At 39.6% G+C, this 20,953-nt stretch carries 13 protein-coding genes and 2 pseudogenes; all 15 read left to right on the top strand.

Annotated features, from left to right (window positions below):
* Positions 1-8 precede the first annotated feature (8 nt).
* The 15 genes and pseudogenes from P7F88_RS20195 (at position 9) to gmd (ending at position 20,953) form a co-directional block, all read left to right on the top strand.
* A complete protein-coding gene (locus P7F88_RS20195; RefSeq protein WP_277827701.1) occupies positions 9-1,013 on the top strand; it encodes an NAD-dependent epimerase in 1,005 nt (334 codons plus the stop codon).
* 606 nt (positions 1,014-1,619) lie between these two features.
* Positions 1,620-4,528, top strand: a pseudogene (locus tag P7F88_RS20190) (diaminobutyrate--2-oxoglutarate transaminase family protein).
* A gap of 12 nt (positions 4,529-4,540) precedes the next feature.
* Positions 4,541-5,786 (top strand): annotated as a pseudogene (locus tag P7F88_RS20185) (carboxynorspermidine synthase).
* Between the two features lie 82 nt (positions 5,787-5,868).
* A complete protein-coding gene (nspC, locus tag P7F88_RS20180; RefSeq protein ID WP_277827699.1) occupies positions 5,869-7,014 on the top strand; it encodes a carboxynorspermidine decarboxylase in 1,146 nt (381 codons plus the stop codon).
* Positions 7,015-7,889: 875 nt separating this feature from the next.
* A complete protein-coding gene (locus tag P7F88_RS20175; protein ID WP_277827697.1) occupies positions 7,890-9,263 on the top strand; it encodes an undecaprenyl-phosphate glucose phosphotransferase in 1,374 nt (457 codons plus the stop codon).
* 104 nt (positions 9,264-9,367) lie between these two features.
* The gene (locus tag P7F88_RS20170) at positions 9,368-9,931 is read left to right on the top strand and encodes a polysaccharide biosynthesis/export family protein (RefSeq protein WP_277827695.1); all 564 of its coding nucleotides are present in this window, start codon (positions 9,368-9,370) and stop codon (positions 9,929-9,931) included.
* A gap of 407 nt (positions 9,932-10,338) precedes the next feature.
* Positions 10,339-12,531, top strand: a complete 2,193-nt coding sequence (locus P7F88_RS20165) for a GumC family protein (RefSeq protein ID WP_277827693.1) — start codon at positions 10,339-10,341, stop codon at positions 12,529-12,531.
* A 71-nt stretch (positions 12,532-12,602) separates the two neighbouring features.
* Positions 12,603-14,027: a DUF2264 domain-containing protein gene (locus P7F88_RS20160; RefSeq protein ID WP_277827691.1), complete on the top strand. Its 1,425-nt coding sequence runs from the start codon at positions 12,603-12,605 to the stop codon at positions 14,025-14,027.
* The gene (locus tag P7F88_RS20155) at positions 14,017-15,291 is read left to right on the top strand and encodes an oligosaccharide flippase family protein (protein ID WP_277827689.1); all 1,275 of its coding nucleotides are present in this window, start codon (positions 14,017-14,019) and stop codon (positions 15,289-15,291) included. Before P7F88_RS20160 ends, P7F88_RS20155 begins: the two co-directional genes overlap by 11 nt.
* Positions 15,292-15,339: 48 nt before the next feature.
* Complete coding sequence (locus P7F88_RS20150; protein WP_277827687.1) at positions 15,340-16,212, top strand: glycosyltransferase; 873 nt, start codon at positions 15,340-15,342, stop codon at positions 16,210-16,212.
* Between the two features lie 343 nt (positions 16,213-16,555).
* Entirely contained in the window at positions 16,556-17,434 is an 879-nt protein-coding gene (locus P7F88_RS20145) for an O-antigen ligase family protein (protein WP_338405570.1), read from the top strand.
* Entirely contained in the window at positions 17,400-17,885 is a 486-nt protein-coding gene (locus tag P7F88_RS20140) for a serine acetyltransferase (RefSeq protein WP_277827685.1), read from the top strand. Before P7F88_RS20145 ends, P7F88_RS20140 begins: the two co-directional genes overlap by 35 nt.
* 106 nt (positions 17,886-17,991) lie before the next feature.
* Positions 17,992-18,912, top strand: a complete 921-nt coding sequence (locus P7F88_RS20135) for a glycosyltransferase (RefSeq protein ID WP_277827683.1) — start codon at positions 17,992-17,994, stop codon at positions 18,910-18,912.
* Between the two features lie 25 nt (positions 18,913-18,937).
* Positions 18,938-19,720: a WecB/TagA/CpsF family glycosyltransferase gene (locus P7F88_RS20130; RefSeq protein WP_277827681.1), complete on the top strand. Its 783-nt coding sequence runs from the start codon at positions 18,938-18,940 to the stop codon at positions 19,718-19,720.
* A gap of 108 nt (positions 19,721-19,828) precedes the next feature.
* Complete coding sequence (gene gmd / locus P7F88_RS20125; protein ID WP_277827679.1) at positions 19,829-20,953, top strand: GDP-mannose 4,6-dehydratase; 1,125 nt, start codon at positions 19,829-19,831, stop codon at positions 20,951-20,953.

Here is a 20,953-nt window from a genome sequence, read left to right as displayed (position 1 = left end):
GACGCAACATGAAGTATTTAGTGACAGGTGCCGCTGGCTTTATAGGTAGCGCAATAGTAGAAAAGCTAACTGCCCGGGGTCATGATGTAATAGGCATCGACAATATTAATGACTATTACGATGTTGCGTTAAAGCACGCCCGCCTAAAGCGAATAGAATCTTCTTTGTTTGACTTTATTAAACTGGACATTGTTGATCGAAGCGCAATAGACAAGCTTTTTGCTGATAATCAGTTCGATAGAGTGATTCATTTAGCAGCGCAAGCTGGTGTGCGTTATTCATTGGAAAATCCACACGCTTACGCTGATTCCAATCTAGTCGGCCACCTCAATATTCTAGAGGGTTGTCGGCAATACAAGGTTAAGCACCTGGTTTACGCCTCATCCAGTTCCATCTATGGATTAAATACCAAGGTACCTTTCTCAACTTCAGACTCCGTTGACCACCCAGTCTCGTTATACGCTGCGACCAAAAAAGCCAATGAGTTGATGTCGCATAGTTATTCCCACCTTTACGATATTCCCACAACAGGCGTTCGTTTTTTTACCGTTTATGGTGCCTGGGGAAGACCAGATATGGCACCATTTATCTTCACCCGAAAAATTATCAATGGTGAAACCATCGATATTAATAACCGAGGCGATATGTGGCGTGACTTTACCCATGTAGACGACATCGTTGAAGGCGTTGTTCGAATCGCCGATGTGGTTCCGGTGCGCGATAACTCATGGACAGTCGAAGAGGGCAACCCTTCAAGAAGCTCAGCGCCTTATTCGGTGTACAATATCGGCCATGGTTCCCCTATAAACCTGATGAAGTTCGTTGAAACTATCGAGGCTGAGCTAGGTATCGTGGCGAAAAAGAACTTCCGCGAAATGCAGCCAGGCGATGTTTACCAAACCTATGCGGATACCAGTGATCTGTTTGAAGCAACAGGCTACAAAGCCAAAGTATCAGTACAAGAAGGCGTCGCAGATCTAGTCCGCTGGTATAAAGACTTCTATCAGAAATAGAGTCCAACCCACGAACGCTTCCTTGTTCCCATGCTCTGCGTGGGAATACATACAAACCTTAATTATTTCCCATTATTCCAGCTTACCCCTTCACTCCGCTAGCCACGGGCCTGCGAAGGCAGGAATCAAATAAAAACACTTTCAAGGAAAGCAAGTAAGATCCCGGACAATTGCTTAGGCAATTTCCGGGATGACAGTTTCTAAGAAGATATTCCAGACAACCCACTCACAACTATTGCATCAATCTCTCATTTTGTATAAACTCGCGCGCAATCTCGGACAGAGCTCTGGGGGATACGCGGAAAGTCCTTAAGGCTGGTGACTTTTCGTAGGGTAGGTACTAAGCAAAACCCATGCTTAGTAGACGGGATACTTTTATAGGAAACCCAACATTGTTTTCAATTCAATCAAATTTCAAAATCAGCTTCGTTCTTCCTAGTTGCAGTATTATTACTGAACCTTGATCTGCTGAAAAATCAAATTATTAGCCTAGGCTAATCGTCTGCCTGTACCTCGTTTATTGCAACAACGAGCTCGGGTCATTTGCTGTTTTCCGTTCATATTAATCGGCGCAGCTACGACATATTCTCTATTAAGGTCAATATTATGAGCACAGTTTTAGAGCTGGAAATTGATAAAAATATCAACCCATTTAATGCGGAAACACCAGTAGTTGAAGGTGTTTACGACTTATCGTTGGATCAGCTGCTAATTGATCAGCAAGAGCACGAATCCGAAGTTCGTTCTTATCCACGCCGTCTTCCTCTTGCTATTAAGCGCGCCTATGGCGCTTTAGTAGAGGATACTCGCGGTCAGCTTTTCCTGGATTGCCTAGCAGGTGCTGGCACATTGGCTCTTGGTTACAACCATCCGGAAATTAATCAGGCACTAAAAGATCAGCTTGATTCTGGTTTGCCGTACCAGACACTGGACATTACTACCGAAGTAAAAGATCGATATATCAAACAGGTGAAGGCGTTTTTGCCTGAAGACTTTGCAAAAGATGCAGCCATTCAGTTCTGTGGCCCTTCAGGTGCCGATGCGGTAGAAGCGGCTATTAAGCTTGCCAAGCAAACCACCGGTCGCAACACCATGTTTGCGTTCCGTGGTGCTTACCACGGTATGACAAACGGAACTATGGGGATGATGGGTAACCTGAACACCAAAGCACGCCGCACCGGACTGATGTCTGATGTGCACTTTATGCCGTTCCCATATAGCCTGCGTTGCCCATTTGGAATGGGTGGCGAAGAGGGTGCTAAGCAGAGTATCCGTTATATCGAGCGTATGCTTCACGACGATGAAGCAGGCATCATGAAACCAGCCGCAATTATTGTTGAACCAGTACAGGGTGAGGGCGGTGTGATTCCTGCTCCTGCATTCTGGCTAAGAGAGCTTCGCCGTATCTGTAATGAGCATGGCATCTTACTTATTTTCGATGAAATCCAATGTGGCGTTGGTAAAACTGGCTTCAACTTTGCGTTTGAAGAATCAGGCATTTCTCCAGACATCCTATGTCTTTCAAAAGCTATTGGCGGCGGTATGCCAATGTCTCTGCTTGTTTTCAATAAAGGTGTTGATACCTGGAAAGCGGGAGAGCACACAGGCACTTTCCGTGGCAATCAGCTTGCGATGGTTTCCGGTGCAAAAGCGTTGGAAATTATTGAACGCGACAACCTTGTTGAGCATGCTAACATTGCTGGTAACTACCTACGTATGGGACTGGAAAAAATCCAGGAACGTGTAGATTGTATCGCTGAAGTTCGCGGTAAAGGCCTGATGTTGGGTGTCGAAATCAAAAAGCCAACCGGTGAAGTGAACCGATTTGGTGAGCCGGAAGCCGATTCGGAACTGACACTAAACATCCAGCGAGCAGCCCTTGAACGAGGCCTGATGGTTGAAAAGGGTGGGCGCGAAGGCGCGGTTATTCGTTTTCTGCCACCGCTGACTATCTCTTTAGAACAAATTGACTTCGCTTTGCGCACTCTTGAAGAAGCCATCGTTGTTTCTGGCGGTAAAAACTGATGTCGGTAGATAAACTGGTGAAAAAAGAGAACTCAAGTTGGAATCAGCACTTTATCCATACCGGTGTAAATGGTGCGGATGAATATGCCGAGGTGATGGCGCATACCAATACCAACCTGAAAGCACTATTTGAAGACTTTGATAAGCCTTATTCAGGTATGGACCCAAAGCAGCTAGAAAGTGCCGTCAACGCTATCGATTTAGGTATGGGAAATCAGGATCTTAAGTCGGTAATTGATACTGCGACTAACCTGGTGGCGAAAAACTCAATTATTACCCAGCATCCCGATTGCATCGCGCACCTGCATACGCCTCCGTTAATGCCAGCTATTGTTGCTGAAGCGATTATTGCGGTACTTAACCAGTCTATGGATTCCTGGGATCAGGCATCGGCTGCTACGTACGTTGAGCAAAAAGTGGTTGATTGGTTATGCACGGTTTACGAACTAGGCGAAAAAGCTGATGGCATCTTCACCAGTGGCGGAACTCAATCGAATCAGATGGGCTTATTGCTTGCTCGCGACTGGATTGCTGACAAGATTTCCGGTCACTCGATTCAAAAAGATGGCCTGCCAGAGTACTGGTCAAAACTAAGAATTATCTGTTCGACAAAATCGCATTTTACCGTTCAGAAAACCGCTTCAATTATGGGCTTGGGTGAGCGTGCCGTTCTATGCGTGGATACACACGAAAATGGCACAATTAAAGTTGATGCCTTGAAGCAAGCAGTAGAGCAAGCAAAAGAAGATGGGCTTATTCCTTTCGCTTTAGTCGCAACAGCCGGCACAACCGATCACGGTGCTATCGATGATATCAATGCACTGGCAGATGTAGCTGAGCAAAACGAGTTTTGGCTACATGTTGATGGCGCTTATGGCGGCGCTCTTATTCTGAGTAGCGCGAAATCACGCCTAAAGGGTATTGAACGTGCTAGCTCAGTTAGTGTTGATTTCCACAAACTGTTCTATCAAACCATCAGTTGTGGTGCGGTGCTTATTAAAGATAAAGCCAACTTTAAGTACTTGCTTCATCATGCTGATTACCTGAACCGTGAGCATGACGAACTACCAAATCTGGTTGATAAATCTATTGCAACAACCAAGCGTTTTGATGCGCTTAAAGTCTTTATGACCATGCAGAACGTTGGCCCTCAGGTATTGGGGGAAATGTACGATCACCTGCTTGAGCAAACTCAGCAAGTCGCTGCTATGGTTGACGAACATGCCGGCTTCGAGCTTCTGGCGAAACCGTCTCTTTCTACAGTGCTATTCAGAGCAACCAGTGCAAACGGCGAACAACTTGATGCGCTTAACCAGAAAGTACGTATCGAGGCATTAACGCGAGGAGTTGCTGTTCTGGGTGAAACTACGGTTGATGGCAAATCTGCACTGAAATTTACGATTTTGAATCCATGTCTGACGCTATCAGACTTTGAGAAACTACTAACAAACATTGATTCGCTGGCAAATGAGCTGGCAACTTCTCTATAAGGAATAAATACTATGTCTATCTTACAAATCGGAGCAGGTGGCGTTGGATGGGTTGTTGCTCATAAAGCGGCGCAAAATAACGATGTATTAGGCGATATTACTCTGGCATCTCGTACAATCAGCAAGTGTGAGAAGATCATCGAGTCAATCAAAAACAAAAACAACCTGAAAGATCCTTCAAAGAAACTGGAAGCTCGTGCGGTAAACGCAGACGACGTTGAAGCTCTGGTTGCTCTTATTAAAGAAGTAAAACCAGATCTTGTTATTAACGCAGGTCCTCCGTGGGTGAATATCACCATTATGGAAGCGTGTCTTCAGGCGAAGGTGTCTTACCTGGATACTTCTGTAGCGGTAGACCTGTGTTCTGAAGGCCAGCAAGTGCCACAAGCGTATGACTGGCAGTGGGAGTTCCGCGACAAGTTTAAAGAAGCGGGCATCACAGGTATTTTGGGTGCTGGATTTGATCCGGGCGTGGTAAGTGTGTTTGCTGCATACGCGGTTAAGCACCTTTTCGATGAAATCGATACTATCGACGTGATGGATGTAAACGCAGGCGACCACGGCAAGAAGTTCGCAACCAACTTCGATCCGGAAACCAACATGCTTGAGATTCAGGGCGACTCTTTCTACTGGGAAGAGGGCGACTGGAAACAAGTACCTTGTCACTCTCGTATGTTCGAGTTTGATTTCCCGCTAGTTGGTAAGCACAAGGTTTACTCAATGGCACACGATGAAGTGCGTTCTATGCAGGAGTTTATCCCGGCTAAGCGTATCGAATTCTGGATGGGCTTTGGTGACAAATATCTGAACTACTTTAACTGCATGCGCGATATCGGCCTTCTAAGCCCAGATCCGCTAACGTTACATGATGGTACTGTTGTTCAGCCTTTGCATGTATTGAAAGCGATGCTTCCAGACCCAACTTCACTGGCTCCGGGTTACACGGGTAAAACCTGCATCGGTACCTGGGTACAGGGTAAAAAAGATGGCAAAGAGCGCAGCGTATTTATCTACAACAACGCTGACCACGAAATCGCATATGATGATGTAGAGCATCAGGCTATCTCATACACAACTGGTGTACCCGCTATTACCGCTGCACTTCAGTACTTCCAGTGGAAAATGGGCAGAAGCGGGTGTATTCAATATGGAACAGCTAGACCCAGATCCATTCCTGGAAACCATGCCAGAGATCGGCCTGGACTGGCACGTTCAGGAACTGGAAGTAGGCCAGCCGGATATCAAAATCCTAAAATAGTCCTGTTACCTGTTACCTGTTACCTGTTACCTGCACATACTCGTTCCCACGCTCTGCGTGGGAATGCATACCAGAGCCAAACATGAACAACAAAATAACCACCCAAAACCTAAAAACCCCATACTTCATGATCAATGAAGAAAAGCTGATTCAGAACCTGGAAAAAGCAAAACACCTAAAAGAAATCTCAGGTGTGAAACTCGTACTTGCCCTGAAATGCTTCTCAACATGGGGTGTATTCGACATCATAAAACCATATCTCGACGGTACAACAAGCAGTGGCCCCTACGAAGTAAAGCTTGGCTACGAAACCTTTGGTGGTGAAACTCACGCATACAGCGTTGGGTATAGTGAAGACGACGTACGCGAAGTTGCCGATATCTGCGACAAAATGATCTTCAACTCACAGTCACAGTTAGCTGCTTACCGCCACCTTGTAGAAGGCAAAGCCTCGATTGGCCTTCGCTTAAATCCGGGGGTGAGCTACGCAGGGCAGGATTTAGCAAACCCGGCGCGTAAGTACTCAAGGCTAGGTGTACAAGCAGATCATGTTAATCCAGAGGTATTCGATAACATCAATGGCGCTATGTTCCATATGAACTGTGAAAACAAAGATGTGAATGCCTTTATTTCACTACTTGATTCTATTTCTAACCAGTTCGGCAAGTATCTGAACAAGCTTGACTGGGTAAGCCTGGGTGGTGGTGTGTTCTTTACCTGGCCTGGGTACGATATCGACAAGCTAGGCGCAGCGTTAAAAGCATTTGCCGAGAAACATAGTGTACAGCTCTATCTTGAGCCTGGTGAAGCCATTATCACCAAAACAACCGATTTGGTTGTGACTGTGGTAGACATCGTAGAAAACGAAATGAAGACGGCAATTGTAGACTCTGCAACAGAGGCGCACCGCCTTGATACGTTAATCTACGATGAACCAGCATCGATATTAGAAGCATCAGAGCAGGGGAGCCACCAATACGTAATTGGTTCGTGTTCATGCCTGGCGGGTGATCAATTCTGTGTATCTCGATTCGATAAGCCACTAGAGATAGGGCAAAAGTTACATATACTGGATAGTGCTGGTTACACCATGGTTAAGCTTAACTGGTTTAATGGTTTAAAAATGCCTTCCATTTATTGCGAAAGATCAAACGGCGATATTCAGTTATTAAACGAATTTGGCTACGAAGATTTCAAACGTTCGCTTTCACAATGGAAAGTTCAATAACCATACGTTTTGAATTAGTCATCCATAAGTTTTGAATTCGTCATCCCTGCGAAGGCAGGGATCTATTTTCTCTTACTTCTCACATCATCTAAACTTCCCTTCCAAGCCTGTATTCAAACAAAAATTAAAGCCAGAATTAATTGGCAATAATCTCATTAAAAACCTTAATGATAGTAATGAGAATATAACTACTTGAAGTTGAGAGCTTTGAAACTGATAAATATATCTTACTACATTAGGGATTTATAAAATACATTTGTATTTGGAAACAAATTGTCTCAAAAATGATAATTAACTAATTAAAACATCAATAATAAATTCTAGTTCGAAGCTAAGTTTGATGGAACTTGATGGGAAATGTATTCAGATAAATAAATCTATCAGTTAAAAGCCAAATTGGAGTGCTTATACTAATCAATTACTTATAGTGATGCTGATGTTATTATGTCTTAAAAATAAGAATTTGAGACAGTGTTTTGGGCAGCATATCACGCCTTGATTGAAATCAATGTCTCCTATGTATCATAATCTAGGCACATAATTTTGGCTTGAGTATATATTCAAGTTGTAATAATTTATGTTCATTATAAATGCCGAGCCACCTGTTGAATGAGTGGCTACGAGTAACAAAAGAAATAAATTGTAGTGTTGATGCTTCTCCCCTTAATTATTAAGTATCGAACAGAAAGAACACTAACGAACGTAATAGAGCATTCCATTGGCTAATTACCCATTGGAATGACATTTGGTTGTCTAGATTTAAGCATGGTAGGAGCTTTGAACCTAAGGGCGGTAGCATGCTTAAATCAAAATTATGAGCTAGGTAAATTGCTGTGGGATATGGAAATCGAATTAAGCACCATGGGGAAGAGTCGGTGCTTATATATCGCGTTGTCGATATATTCACAATTTGTGCTCTTCTAATTGCTGCCTCGTCAATATACGTAGGCGCATTCTCTCCCTTATACCAATTAATTTTAAGCGTGGTAGTTGTCGCTTATTCATTAGTTTCTGAAGTTCTTGGTGTCTACCAAAATCATAAATACTCCTCTTTCAAGCAAATCATTCTAACCATTCTCGCTACCTGGTTTATCTGTGTAGCCGTTTCACTAGGAATGGGCTTCTTCTTCAAGATCGGTGAAGCATACTCACGCGTGGTTCTTGGTTTTTGGTTTGTAGCTACTCCTCTTTCGTTATTGTTCTGGCGCTGCTGTGTATTTAAGCTTCCGCGATATTTTCGTCCTCGAGATTCCTATAAAGATAAGTCCATCATCATTGGCGCTACACGTGCCGGAATATTGTTGGCAAACGAGCTAAAGACAAACAAGCATATTGATGAAAACCTGCTTGGTTTTTATGATGATAGAACGCCGGATCGATTAAGCGAAAGTGTCGGCACCAGTAAATTGCCTGCAGCGATGCGTGGCAACATTGATGACGCATTAAGAATGGCGAAAAACCGTAGCGTTAAGAATGTGTATATTGCGCTACCAATGGAAGCCGCTAAGCGTATTAAGCAAATTCTAAATGCGTTTGCTGACTCAAATGCTCATGTCCATGTTGTTCCAGACTTTTTTACTTTTGATTTAATGCATTCTCGCTGGAAAAACGTTGGAAACGTTGTCACCTTAAGCGTCCACGACACTCCATTTCGTGGTTTTACTTCAATGATAAAACGCGTTGAAGATGTAGTATTAGCCTCAATCATCATTGTATTAATCAGTCCTGTGTTAGCAGCCGTTGCATTAGGCGTTAAGCTCTCATCTAAAGGGCCGGTAATCTTTAAGCAAGACAGATATGGTTTAGACGGAAGACCAATTAAAGTGTGGAAGTTTCGTTCCATGCGTTCAACAGACAATGGACCTGTTGTAAAACAAGCAACCAAGGATGATCCCCGCATTACCCCGTTCGGAGCCTTTATCCGACGCACATCCCTTGATGAACTCCCTCAATTTTTTAATGTGCTGACAGGGCAGATGTCCATTGTTGGACCACGCCCGCACGCCGTAGCACATAACGAAGAGTACCGTGGCCTTATAGACAAATATATGCTCAGACACCATGTTAAACCAGGTATTACTGGCTGGGCACAGATCAACGGCTACCGTGGCGAAACCGACACCCTGGACAAGATGGAAAAACGAGTAGAGTACGATTTAACCTATATCCAGAACTGGTCAATTTGGTTGGATATAAAAATTGTGTTCCTGACCGTATTCAAAGGCTTTGTCGGTAAAACAGCTTATTAGTTTCACTTAACCAGAACAATACCCCTTTATCTCCTGTGCATGGGGAGTGGTAAGTTGCGCCCAAAAACAAGATTCGCAAGAACAACACCAGGATTAAACACAAGATGTTAAAGACGATCACAAAACTATTTTTAGTTTGCTTAACCTTTATATCAGTGGCTAGTTATGCCTCCGATTATACCCTTTCAGCAGGGGATACTATTAGCATCTCGGTTTATGGGGAAGAAGACCTTACCTTTGAAAACATGGTTATCGATAACCGACAAAACTTCGATTATCCATACCTTGGCAGCATTAGCACTAAGGGTAAAACATTAAAACAGGTTCAGGTTGCTATCGCGGACGGTTTAAGAGGTGATTACCTTATCGACCCAAAAGTAACCGTTAGCATAGTGAAATACCGAAACATCTACGTAAATGGTGTAGTAAACAAACCAGGTGCTTACGAATACGAGCCTGAACTAACAGTTGAAAAATCCATCGCATTGGCAGGCGGATTTTTAGCGAAATACCGCAAAACAAAAGGTATTTACCTAACGCAAGAAAACGAACTAGAAGGCATGAGTCAAAAACAGATTCAGGACTTCTTAAAAAACAAAGGTGAAGTTGAGTTAACCGAAAAAGTAAGACCCGGCGACACCATCTACGTAGTAAGTTCTTTCTGGTAAAACGGTAATGCCTCGTTCCCACGGCCATTTTCTCGTTCCCACGGACATTTTTTCTCGTTCCCACGCTCCGCGTGGGAATGCGTACAGCACTAACTTACTACGTCATTCCGTATAGCGAGGAACGAGCGTAGTACGGAATCTAGTTAAAGCACGTGGAAAAGTTGTCTCGTTCCCACGCTCTGCGTGGGAACGCATGCAGCTCTAACTTACTACGTCATTCCGTATAACGAGGAACGAGTATAGTACGGAATCTAGTTAAAGCACGTGGAAAAGTTGTCTCGTTCCCAAGGACATTTTTCTCGTTCCCACGCTCCGCGTGGGAATGTGTACAACCTAAACTCAAACAATCACTTTCTCGTTCCCACGCTCCGCGTGGGAATGCATACGAACCTTAACCCAGGCCATATATGCAACAGTTGTTAGAAGAAAACAAAACAAACTCAGAAGAGATCATAGACCTAAGCCACTATTTCAGAGTTCTTAAAAAAAGCTGGTTATCCATTTTCCTATTTGCCGTGTTGGTTACAGGTATCGCCGTATTGGTAGTACTGTCTATCACTCCTAAATACACTGCAACTGCAACACTACTTATCGAAGCGCAAGAGAAAAAAGTAGTATCAATTGAAGAAGTTGTAGGAATCGATTCCAGCCAGGCCGAATACTATCTAACACAGTTTGAAATACTTAAGTCTAACCAGATAGCCGAGAAGGTTATTCAAGATCTTAAGATCGCAGAACTTGAAGAGTTTAATGGTTCACTTAGTACCGAAAAATCAATTGTAGATGAAATAAAAGCAATACCTCTAGTTGCGTCTCTGCTAAATACCGACCTGAACAAAGCGCCGTCAGAAGAATCAATTCGACAATCAGTATTAAAAGCGTTTAAAGATAACCTTGTTATCTCGCCAGTTCGCAAAACCCAACTAGTGAAAATCAGTTTTACTTCGGAAAACCCAGAGCTAGCTGCCAAAGTCGCCAACGCAATCGGCTATGCATATATCGATATAAACCTGGAAGCACGAATCTCTACTACCGAATACGCTTCTAGCTGGATTACTACTCGCCTGGTTGAACTACAAGATCAACTAGCTGCATCAGAGAAGGCATTATCTGACTTCTTAGTAAGAGAAAAATTGATTGACGACAGCGGTATTCAATCATTAGCGAGCCAAGAATTGGCAAACTTAACAGAACGCCTTGCAGAAGTGCGTGATAGACGCATCGAAACAGAATCTGCATATACTGCGCTTCGTTCGATTAACGTAACAGATGTTGCCTCCTTATCCGCCATTCCGAGTATTTCGTCGCACCCACAAGTAATTGCAATTCGTGAAGCAGAAATTGATGCAGTAAACGAAGTAAACGAGTTAAGTAAACGTTACGGCCCTAAACACGACAAAATGAAAGCGGCCAATGCAAAACTGAAATCAGTTCAGGAACAAGCTCGTTCAATTACCAAAAAACTAATCAATGGTATTGGTAAAGAATTGCAGGCAGTTCGTAAGCAAGAATCACTCATTACTCAGGAAATAAATAACCGTAAAGGGGAATTTCAGGAAATTACGGTTAAAAAGAGTAAGTACGAAGCGCTGAAACGTGAAGTAGCAACCAACAGAAACGTACTGAATGTTTTCCTGAATCGCCAAAAAGAAACTACCGCAACCAGTGATTTTGAATCGGCAAATGCAAGGTTCACCGATGAAGCACTGATTCCTCAGGAACCTAGTGCACCAAAGAAAAAGCTGATTGTAGCATTAGCCTTTGTTGCAAGTCTTGGCTTTGCAGTAGTGATGGTGTTTATCCTGGATGCAATGAAAAATACTATTGAATCAGTGAAAAACTTTGAAGAACGTTTTGGATTGATTCCTCTTGGAGGAATCCCTCAAATTAAAGCCAAACGCTTTAAGAAAAAGCCACTGGATAACACAGTATTCTTTGATGAAAACGAAGTAAGCTTTAGCGAATCTATTCGTTCTATTCGCACCTCATTAATGCTTGCTTTTATGAACAAGCAACATAAACGAATTTCTGTTACCTCTTCGTTGCCAGCGGAAGGAAAAACAACAGTTGCTATCAACCTAGCAATGTCTTTTGCTAAGGTTGAAAACGTACTTCTTATTGATGGTGACTTACGCAAGCCTTCAGTTGCGGAGCGCTTTGGTCTTAAAAAATATCAGCAGGGTTTAACCAACCATCTATTAATGGGCACTGAACTACAAGACTGCCTGTTTAAAGATGAGCAATCGGGTTTAACCGTATTACCAGCAGGTATGCTAACACCTAACCCACAGGAACTATTAAGTTCCCCTAAATTTGCTGAACTACTCAATACCCTTGAGCAGCAGTTCGACAAGATCGTAATAGATACTCCTCCAACGCTACCTGTTAGTGATTCACTCATTATCAGCCAGCTAACTAATGAGGCATTAGTTGTTGTTAAAGCAAACTCAACCAAACAAGATGCAATTAAAAAGACCATGTCTAAACTAATTAGTCACAATATTACTATTGATGGTGTGGTGGTTAATCAGGTGAATAGCAAGGCTGCTCAGAAAGAATATGGGTATGGCGAATATAATTACGGTGTTGATATGGGTTGATGTCGTGTTGGAAATGATTCAAAAACATTTAACTTATGATTTAGTTATTCGCGTTAGTGTGAGTTATTTAATTGTTCGTTAATAAAATTACTATATCTAAATTCTGTTTGATAAAAATGACTGTGTATAGAAAAATTAAAGAACAAATCAACAGGTATAAGTATTACAGCTTAGATAGCTGTAATAAGTTTGCAAATGAACTAGCTAAGCCGGAGGAGTTGGAAGGGCTAGATTCGATTGGAATTTGTAATACAGTAATTAGCTACATTTTAGATGTATACGAGAGATATTCGTTTTTAAAAGGGAGCCATGCATCATATCCTGGTTTTATCAGTAATAAAAACAGGAAAATTGACTCAATAGAGTCTGTAGCAAGAATACTGCCGCTATTGTCTGTTTGTATAAAGCGACATGAAGAGTTATGTTTGAGACATTCTAAAGAACAATTGATAGATATGTATACAGCTGTCGTGAGTTCCGCAACTGACAGAGCTAGCGCTTGTTATTGGGGTGACCCACAAGATTTTGACCAACTAATAGTTGAAATGTGTGATGTTGCATTGTCTATTTGGATACTTAAGGACACGGTATGGTCAAGTTTAAATAATGATGTCAAAGAAAATATTATATCTTGGTTAAAAAAAGCACTATATAAAGAAACCGTAGAGAATAATTGGTTGTTCTTTAAACTCATTATCATGGAGGTTCTTTTAGAATTAGGGGCCGAAGTAGAATTTAGACAAGATATTTATGATAAATTGTTGTCTTTTAGGAATAGTGAAGGTTGGTTTCGAGATGGAATCAATGGGAATTTTGACTACTATAATGCATGGGGATTTTATTATGCGATTTACTGGTTGTTAAAAATCAATCAAAATAGATATTCTATATTCATTGATGAAAGTTTTGAAACGTTTTTAAGTCAATATAAACATTTTGTATCACCCAATGGGATTCCTTTTTATGGAAGAAGCGCGTGCTATAAATATGCGATCTCTGTACCGTTATTGATTGGTGCGATTTATAAAGAAGATATAGTACCTAAAGGCGTGGCTATACGAGCGATGAATGTTATCTGGAAACACTATTGGAGATACGAAAAGAACTCCAAATCCATTCTGAGCCAAGGACTGCTGAATGACGATGAAAGACTTTTTAACGAATATAGCTGTTCAGGTAGTTCGTTGTGGTCTCTTAGACCTATTATTTTATACCTTTTTGAATATGAAAACTTTAAAGGTTATCGAGAGAAGTCTCTTCCCATTGAAATACGTGATTTCAAAATAAGTGCTAATGAAGGAAGGTACATTCTAACCGGTATTAAGAACGAACGAGCGATAGAGTTAAGAATAGTTGAAAATAAAAATATGCCGCACCCTGGTATAAAAAATAGAAGTCTAAAGTATAAACTTAAAGAACTAATATTTAAAAAAGGTTCTAGGCCAGATAATTATGATTATCAGTATAGAAGAGCTGTAATATATAATGATAAATAAAAGGCTGTTTAGTAATAAGCATATAATCAATATTATTTGGTTGTTAATTGATAAAATGTTTCTTATTCTTGGTGGATTTATTGTTTCCATTATAGTGGCAAGATATCTTGGACCAGATACTCTAGGCAAGCTATCATTTGGCGTTGCGGTTTCTGGTATGGCAGTCGCCTTTAGCCAGTGGGGTTCAAGCCATATAATTTACAACTTAGCTGCAAAAAAACCAACAAGAGCAAGGATCTATATACAGTACTCTTTAAGTTTTAGGGTTTGTGCCTTTCTTCTATTTACGACAATGACAGCCATTGCTCTTTATGCACTTGAATATGATCTAGAAGATGTATTATTTATTGTTTTAGTAGTTATTTCTCACATGTTCTTAGGTTTAGATACTTATCAGTATTATTTTAATGGTTCATTAAATTCAAGATATAATGCAATAGGTTCAATGCTTTCAAAAGCGACATCATTAGCTTTGAGGTTGTTGTTAGTGTTAATAACAGCCAATTTTTGGTATTTTGTTATTCCGTACTTTATAGAAGGCTTAATTTGTTTTTTTTATAAGAAAAATAAATTCGGCCTTGTCGAAGTAAATAAGGGAACGGTTTACGCTAAAAGCTTTTTTATCAGAGGTTTGCCGTTATTAGTTAGTGTTGTTTGTACGTTCATATATGTCAAAGTAAACGAATTTGTATTAGGTATTGTAATGGGATTTGAGTCCTTGGGTATTTATACTGTTGCTTTTACACTTTCTTACTTTTGGTTGTTTCTTCCTCAATCTGTGGGGATCACTTTGATATCTAGAGTTATGCAAGACAAGGAAGAGAATCAGGTGATAGGCTATGGTTTTGTTAATTTGTGTATGATTTTACTATCCATCCCAATTATCGTTCTTCTTGGCCTCGCTTCAGAAACTTTGGTTAGTTTAGCATACGGTGATGTATATAGTGTTGCATCTAGTTCTATTTGGTTATTGTCATTATCAGCACTGTGTTCAACTTTAACGTTCATTAATAACAGAGTATTGACTTCAATGAAAGGAGGTGCTCAATATTTGATGAAAAAAGTCGTACTTTCTTCCATTATTAGTTTAGGTGTTAGCTATTACTCAGTGTCTACATATGGTTTGGTCGGTGCAGCTTATAGCATATTAATTTGTGAGTTTCTTAATCTTACACTATTTAACTACTTTTTTAATAAAGCAATATTCTTGAAAATACATATAAACATGCCCTTATCGTTAATATATTATAGAAATTATATTTAGCTTTATCAGGTGTTTTTTATTTATTATAGTTTAATAGGAATTCTATTTATGAATGACTTGGTTTCCGTATATATAACAACAAAAAACCGTGTTGATCTACTGCAAAGAGCTGTTGAATCAGTACTTTCTCAGTCATATAAAAATATCGAAATTATTGTGTCTGATGATGGTTCAACAGATGACACTCACCTATACCTATCACAAATCAAAAATGAAAGAATAAAAATTATACTTGGTAAAGAATCTAAAGGAGCATGTGCAGCTAGAAATAAAGCTATCAAAATGTCATCAGGAAAATATGTTACTGGTCTAGATGACGACGACTATTTTGAATTTGATAGGATTGAAAAATTTGTTAAACACTGGAAACTTATTGAAAAAAGTGGACTAGATAATAATGCTATGTCTGGGCTATTTGATGACGAAAAATACCTGGTCGGCGAGGGTAAGTACAAAAATACGACTAGAGCTGATAAAGCTTTTCATCATGAACTTGTCTCAGAAAACAAAATAGGCAATCAGATATTCACTAAAAAGAAGTATTTTGTTGATTCTGGGTTGTTTGATGAAGAGCTGCCTGCTTGGCAAGATTGGGATATGTGGATAAGGATTTCAAAAAATTTTGGGCCCCTATATAATATTCATGAAAAAACTTACATTGTTGATGCAAAACACAATTCTGGAAGAATAAGCAGTTCAAAATCAAAAAAAATCAGATTAGCCTATGCAAGGCTAATATCTAAATATCACTCCAATAGTGATCGAAAAACTAAACTAGCACTATTAGAAAAACTGTATGAATATCCTCAAGTTGATGTTAAAACTAATGAAGTTTTTGAATTGATCATGAACAACAGGGTCAAAACAGTAATTAAATATTTTGCAAAGAAGTCATATCACACTATCGTATGCTCCAATTAAAAAAGAAACATGTCACAACAAGTTTTATTATTGTATTGTTGTTCATATTACATTACTTAGATTCATATAATTTAGGTGGAATTAAAGTCTCTCAGATATGGAAACCTAGCTTAATTTTATTGTTAATGCTGGTGTCTATATTAAGGCTTTATAAATTTCCACTATTTATATTTGTGTTATATATGTTTTCGTTTAAGCAACTCTTATCTAGTGACTTATTTGATTTTCCAATGTCCACTTTCTCTGATTTCTTTTTGGTGATTTCGTTACCTTTATGGTTTACCGCTTTGCATTCTATATCAAAAGTTTCTAAAAAAGAGGAGCAGTTCAACCTATTTTTGTCATGGATACGTTATGTTTATTTATTGTTTTTTCAAGTGTACCATTTGTACTTAATATTTTAGAGCCTATCTCTGATGGTTATTCACTCGCATTGTTAGGTATGGAGACTAGCGGATTAGTAGGAGTTTTTCAGAAATCACATAACACCGGAATATTAACATCTATATCTTCAGTATATTTTTTATATAGGTACTCTGAGTCAAATAAAACATACCCTTATTTATTATTGTTCGTTATTTCGAGTGTTTTCGTTTATATGACTTATGTTCGAACGGGATGGCTGATGTTACTTGTCGGAGTATTGGTTTTTACTTTCAGTTTTTATAGGTTCAACATAAAGTATATACTTATTTTGACAGTAAGCTTATTAATAGTGTCGACCTTATTAGCATCCAATGAAATATTTATGTCGAGGATCTATGACAATAATATATATGTAGAGCAGTATTGGTACGAACGCATAGGTTCTGGAAGGTTACTTTTCTCATATTACAATATCTTGGAGATAATTAATTCAGATTTGTTAACAATTTTTTGGGGAGTGGGCAAGGAGAGTTCAATGATAAGAATGGAAGAACTGATAGGGCTCAGAATATTTTCTCACAACGCTTTCGTCGATGCACTTAACCACCACGGTATTGTTGGTTTTACTTTATTTGTGTTGTTTTTTATAAGTTTATTTTCATTTTTGCAGGCGCATAAATCAAGTAAGCATTATTCTTTTGCACTTTCGGTACTAGTTATTTATGTGATTTTTAACCTGGTTCAAGGCGGTAATTTATTTGTTTTAAACATACTGTTTGCTAGTATTTTTTATTTTATTAAGTATGAGAGTGACAACATAGATGAAGAATCATTTAGTAAGAGACATCGTTCGTAACAAAGGTAATACTAAAGGTTTAATATTTATTATTTTGTTTAGGATATGCAGATTATCTCAAGTGAGCATATTCACAAAGGTGTTATTTTTTCCTTTGAGTTTTTTATATAAATTAACTGTCCAGTGGATACTGGGAATAGATATACCACTACGTGTTTCGATCGGTGAAGGGTTTGTGCTATACCATGGTGTTGGTGTAGTTGTTCATCCAAGCGTAATAATTGGGAAAAATGTGACGATGCGTCAATCTACGACCATTGGTATAAAATACAATAATGGTAAGGCTCCTATAATTGGTGATAACGTTGATATTGGTGCGCACTCAGTATTAGTTGGCGATATAACAATTGGTAGTAATGTTATTATTGGGGCTGGAACTACTATATTGAAAACTATCGATTCCGGGTTGACTGTTGTTAATGAAAATAAAGTTAGGGTTTTGAATGGTTAAAAAGGTATTAGTCATATCTACCTCAAGGTCAACAAGAGGTGGAATAACATCAGTAGTAAAGTCGCACGAGCAATGTGAATTTTGGAATAAGTATGGATGCTATTGGTTGGAAACACACATTGATAGCACCATAAAAAACAAACTATTGATTTTTGTTAAGTCACTATTTAAGTTTTATACCATATTTTTGAGGTATGATATCTTTCACGTACACTTAAGTGAGCCTTCTTCTTTGGTTAGAAAATGCTTCTATATTTTTCCAGCCTTTTTTGCCAGAAAAAAGATAATAATTCATTTTCACTCTTTTAGCCCAGAAACGACGATTAAATCCCGTTTTAAGCCTCTTTATTACATTGTTTTTAAATTGTCTTCTAAAGTGGTTGTACTATCCCCTTATTGGAAAAAGATCGTGCAAAATTCTCTTGGTGGTAATATTGATGTTAACGTGATATATAATCCTTGCATGCCAGTGAATACACCAATACTAAATTTTAAAGAAAACTCAATTCTTTTCGCTGGTACACTTAATCAAAGAAAGGGTTTTGTTGATCTTATAAAAGCTTTTTCTAACTTAAAAAATAGTGAAAATTGGAAGCTCAAGTTTGCCGGAAATGGAAATATAGAGTTAGGCAAGCAAATAGCCAGAGAAAATGGAGTTGAGCATAATGTAGAGTTTCTCGGTTGGGTGAAAAATGAAGAAAAGACAGCCAACTTTTCTTCAGCGTCAGTGTTTTGTCTGCCCAGCTATGCTGAAGGATTCCCAATGGCAATATTAGACGCTCTAGCTTACGAGTTGCCGATTATTACTTCCGATGTAGGTGGCGTTCCAGACTTATTTGAACATGGATTAAATGCACTCATCTTTAAACCGGGCGACTTGACAATGCTCACGCAAAACTTGGAAATAATTATCGGAAGTAAAGAACTTAGAACTAAGTTGGCTCAAAACGCATCCATGCTAAAAAATAAGCATTTTTCAAAAAAGGTAGTAAATAAAGCTATCATTGAGCTGTATGAAGAAGTTTGAAGAATATAAAGACTGAGGGACCTATATGACTAAGATAATCAAAATGACTGTCGATGTTGTCGATACTGCCCAAGTAATTAAAAAAATCTCAGAGTATGTGCGATTACGCACTGTAGGCCAATATATATGTGTTTCAAACGTCCATATGTGTATGGAAACTTTTGATTCTAGAGAGTTTCGAGAAGTTGTAAATGGCGCCGATCTAGTGATTCCAGATGGTCGTCCTATTTATTGGGCTCAAAAACTATTAGGTCATAAAGAAGCACAACAAGTCCGGGGTCAGGATATAACTAATTCCTTGTGTGAATTAAGTAATACTAGTGATCTTAAAATTGGTCTATATGGAGGGTCATCAGACGAAGTACTTGATAAAGTCATCGAAGTTCTAAAGAAATCCTATCCAAGTATATCTATTACTTATTCTTTTTCACCACCATTTAGAGCTCTGTCTGAAGAAGAAGACAAAAACATAATAGATGATATTAATAATGCAGAAGTGGATGTTCTGTTTGTTGGGATTGGATGCCCCAAACAAGAAAGATGGATGGCGCAACATAAAGATTCATTAAGTTGTGTGATGTTAGGCGTTGGCGCCGCATTTGATTTCATTTCAGGTAGTAAAAAGCACGCACCGAGGTGGATGCAAAAAGCGGGACTAGAATGGGCGTTTAGGCTAGCTAGTGAACCAAAAAGGTTGTGGAAGCGCTACTTAAAACAGAATCCTCGCTTTATTTATCATTTTTCTATACAACTTTTTAAAGCAAGGTTATTCAATAAACCTAATCCAGTCAACTCTAACGAAAGCTAATTTCTTATTTGTTTGTTTCAAACTGCAAATTTATTTCTTAACTAATCTAAACAAATTTAATTTCCCGAATTATCGCGTCGGGCCTCTATTTATTCTTAGGATATAAAAATGTCAAAAAAGGTTGCTCTAATCACGGGTGTTACGGGCCAGGACGGTTCGTACCTAGCAGAATTTCTATTAGAAAAAGGCTATGAAGTTCACGGTATTAAACGTCGTGCTTCGCTATTTAATACTGAACGTGTCGATCATATATACCAGGATCCACATGAAGAGAACCCAAGCTTCTTCCTACATTATGGTGATTTAACGGATACATCTAACCTAACACGTATTATTCGTGAAGTTCAGCCAGATGAAGTCTATAACCTGGGTGCACAATCTCATGTTGCTGTTTCATTTGAAGCACCGGAATATACTGCTGACGTGGATGCTATGGGTACACTTCGCTTGCTAGAAGCTATTCGCTTCCTCGGTATGGAAAAGAAAGTGCGTTTTTATCAGGCATCAACTTCTGAGCTTTATGGCCTGGTTCAGGAAATTCCGCAAACAGAAACCACACCTTTCCATCCGCGTTCTCCTTACGCTGTAGCAAAAATGTACGCTTACTGGATTACAGTAAACTACCGCGAAGCATACGGCATGTATGCTTGTAACGGTATTCTATTTAACCACGAGTCACCACGCCGTGGTGAAACCTTTGTAACTCGTAAGATTACACGTGGTTTATCTAATATCTCTCTTGGACTAGAGAAGTGTCTGTACCTGGGTAATATGGATTCTCTACGTGACTGGGGACACGCTAAAGATTACGTGCGTATGCAGTGGATGATGCTTCAACAGGATCATGCAGAAGACTTTGTTATCGCGACGGGCAAACAAATTTCTGTACGTGAGTTTGTGCGTATCTCGGCTCAAGAGCTGGGAATTACTCTGGAGTTCTCTGGAGAAGCTGAAAATGAGATCGCTACCATTACAGCGATTGAAGGTGATAAAGCTCCAGCATTGAGCGTAGGTGATGTAATTGTTCGTGTAGATCCTAAATACTACCGACCAGCAGAGGTAGAAACGCTATTGGGCGATCCAGCGAAAGCAAAAGAGAAATTAGGTTGGGTTCCCGAGATTACTGTTGAGGAAATGTGTGCAGAAATGATAGAGCAAGATCTTAAGAAGGCTCGTCAGCACGCGTTACTTAAAGAGCATGGTTACGATGTAAGTGTATCTGTAGAAGGGTAG

The organism is Vibrio hannami (assembly GCF_029589055.1).
Classification (GTDB): Bacteria; Pseudomonadota; Gammaproteobacteria; order Enterobacterales; family Vibrionaceae; genus Vibrio; species Vibrio hannami.
The sequence above is the reverse complement of the archived record's forward strand: the minus strand, read 5'-3'. Positions and strand labels throughout refer to the sequence as shown.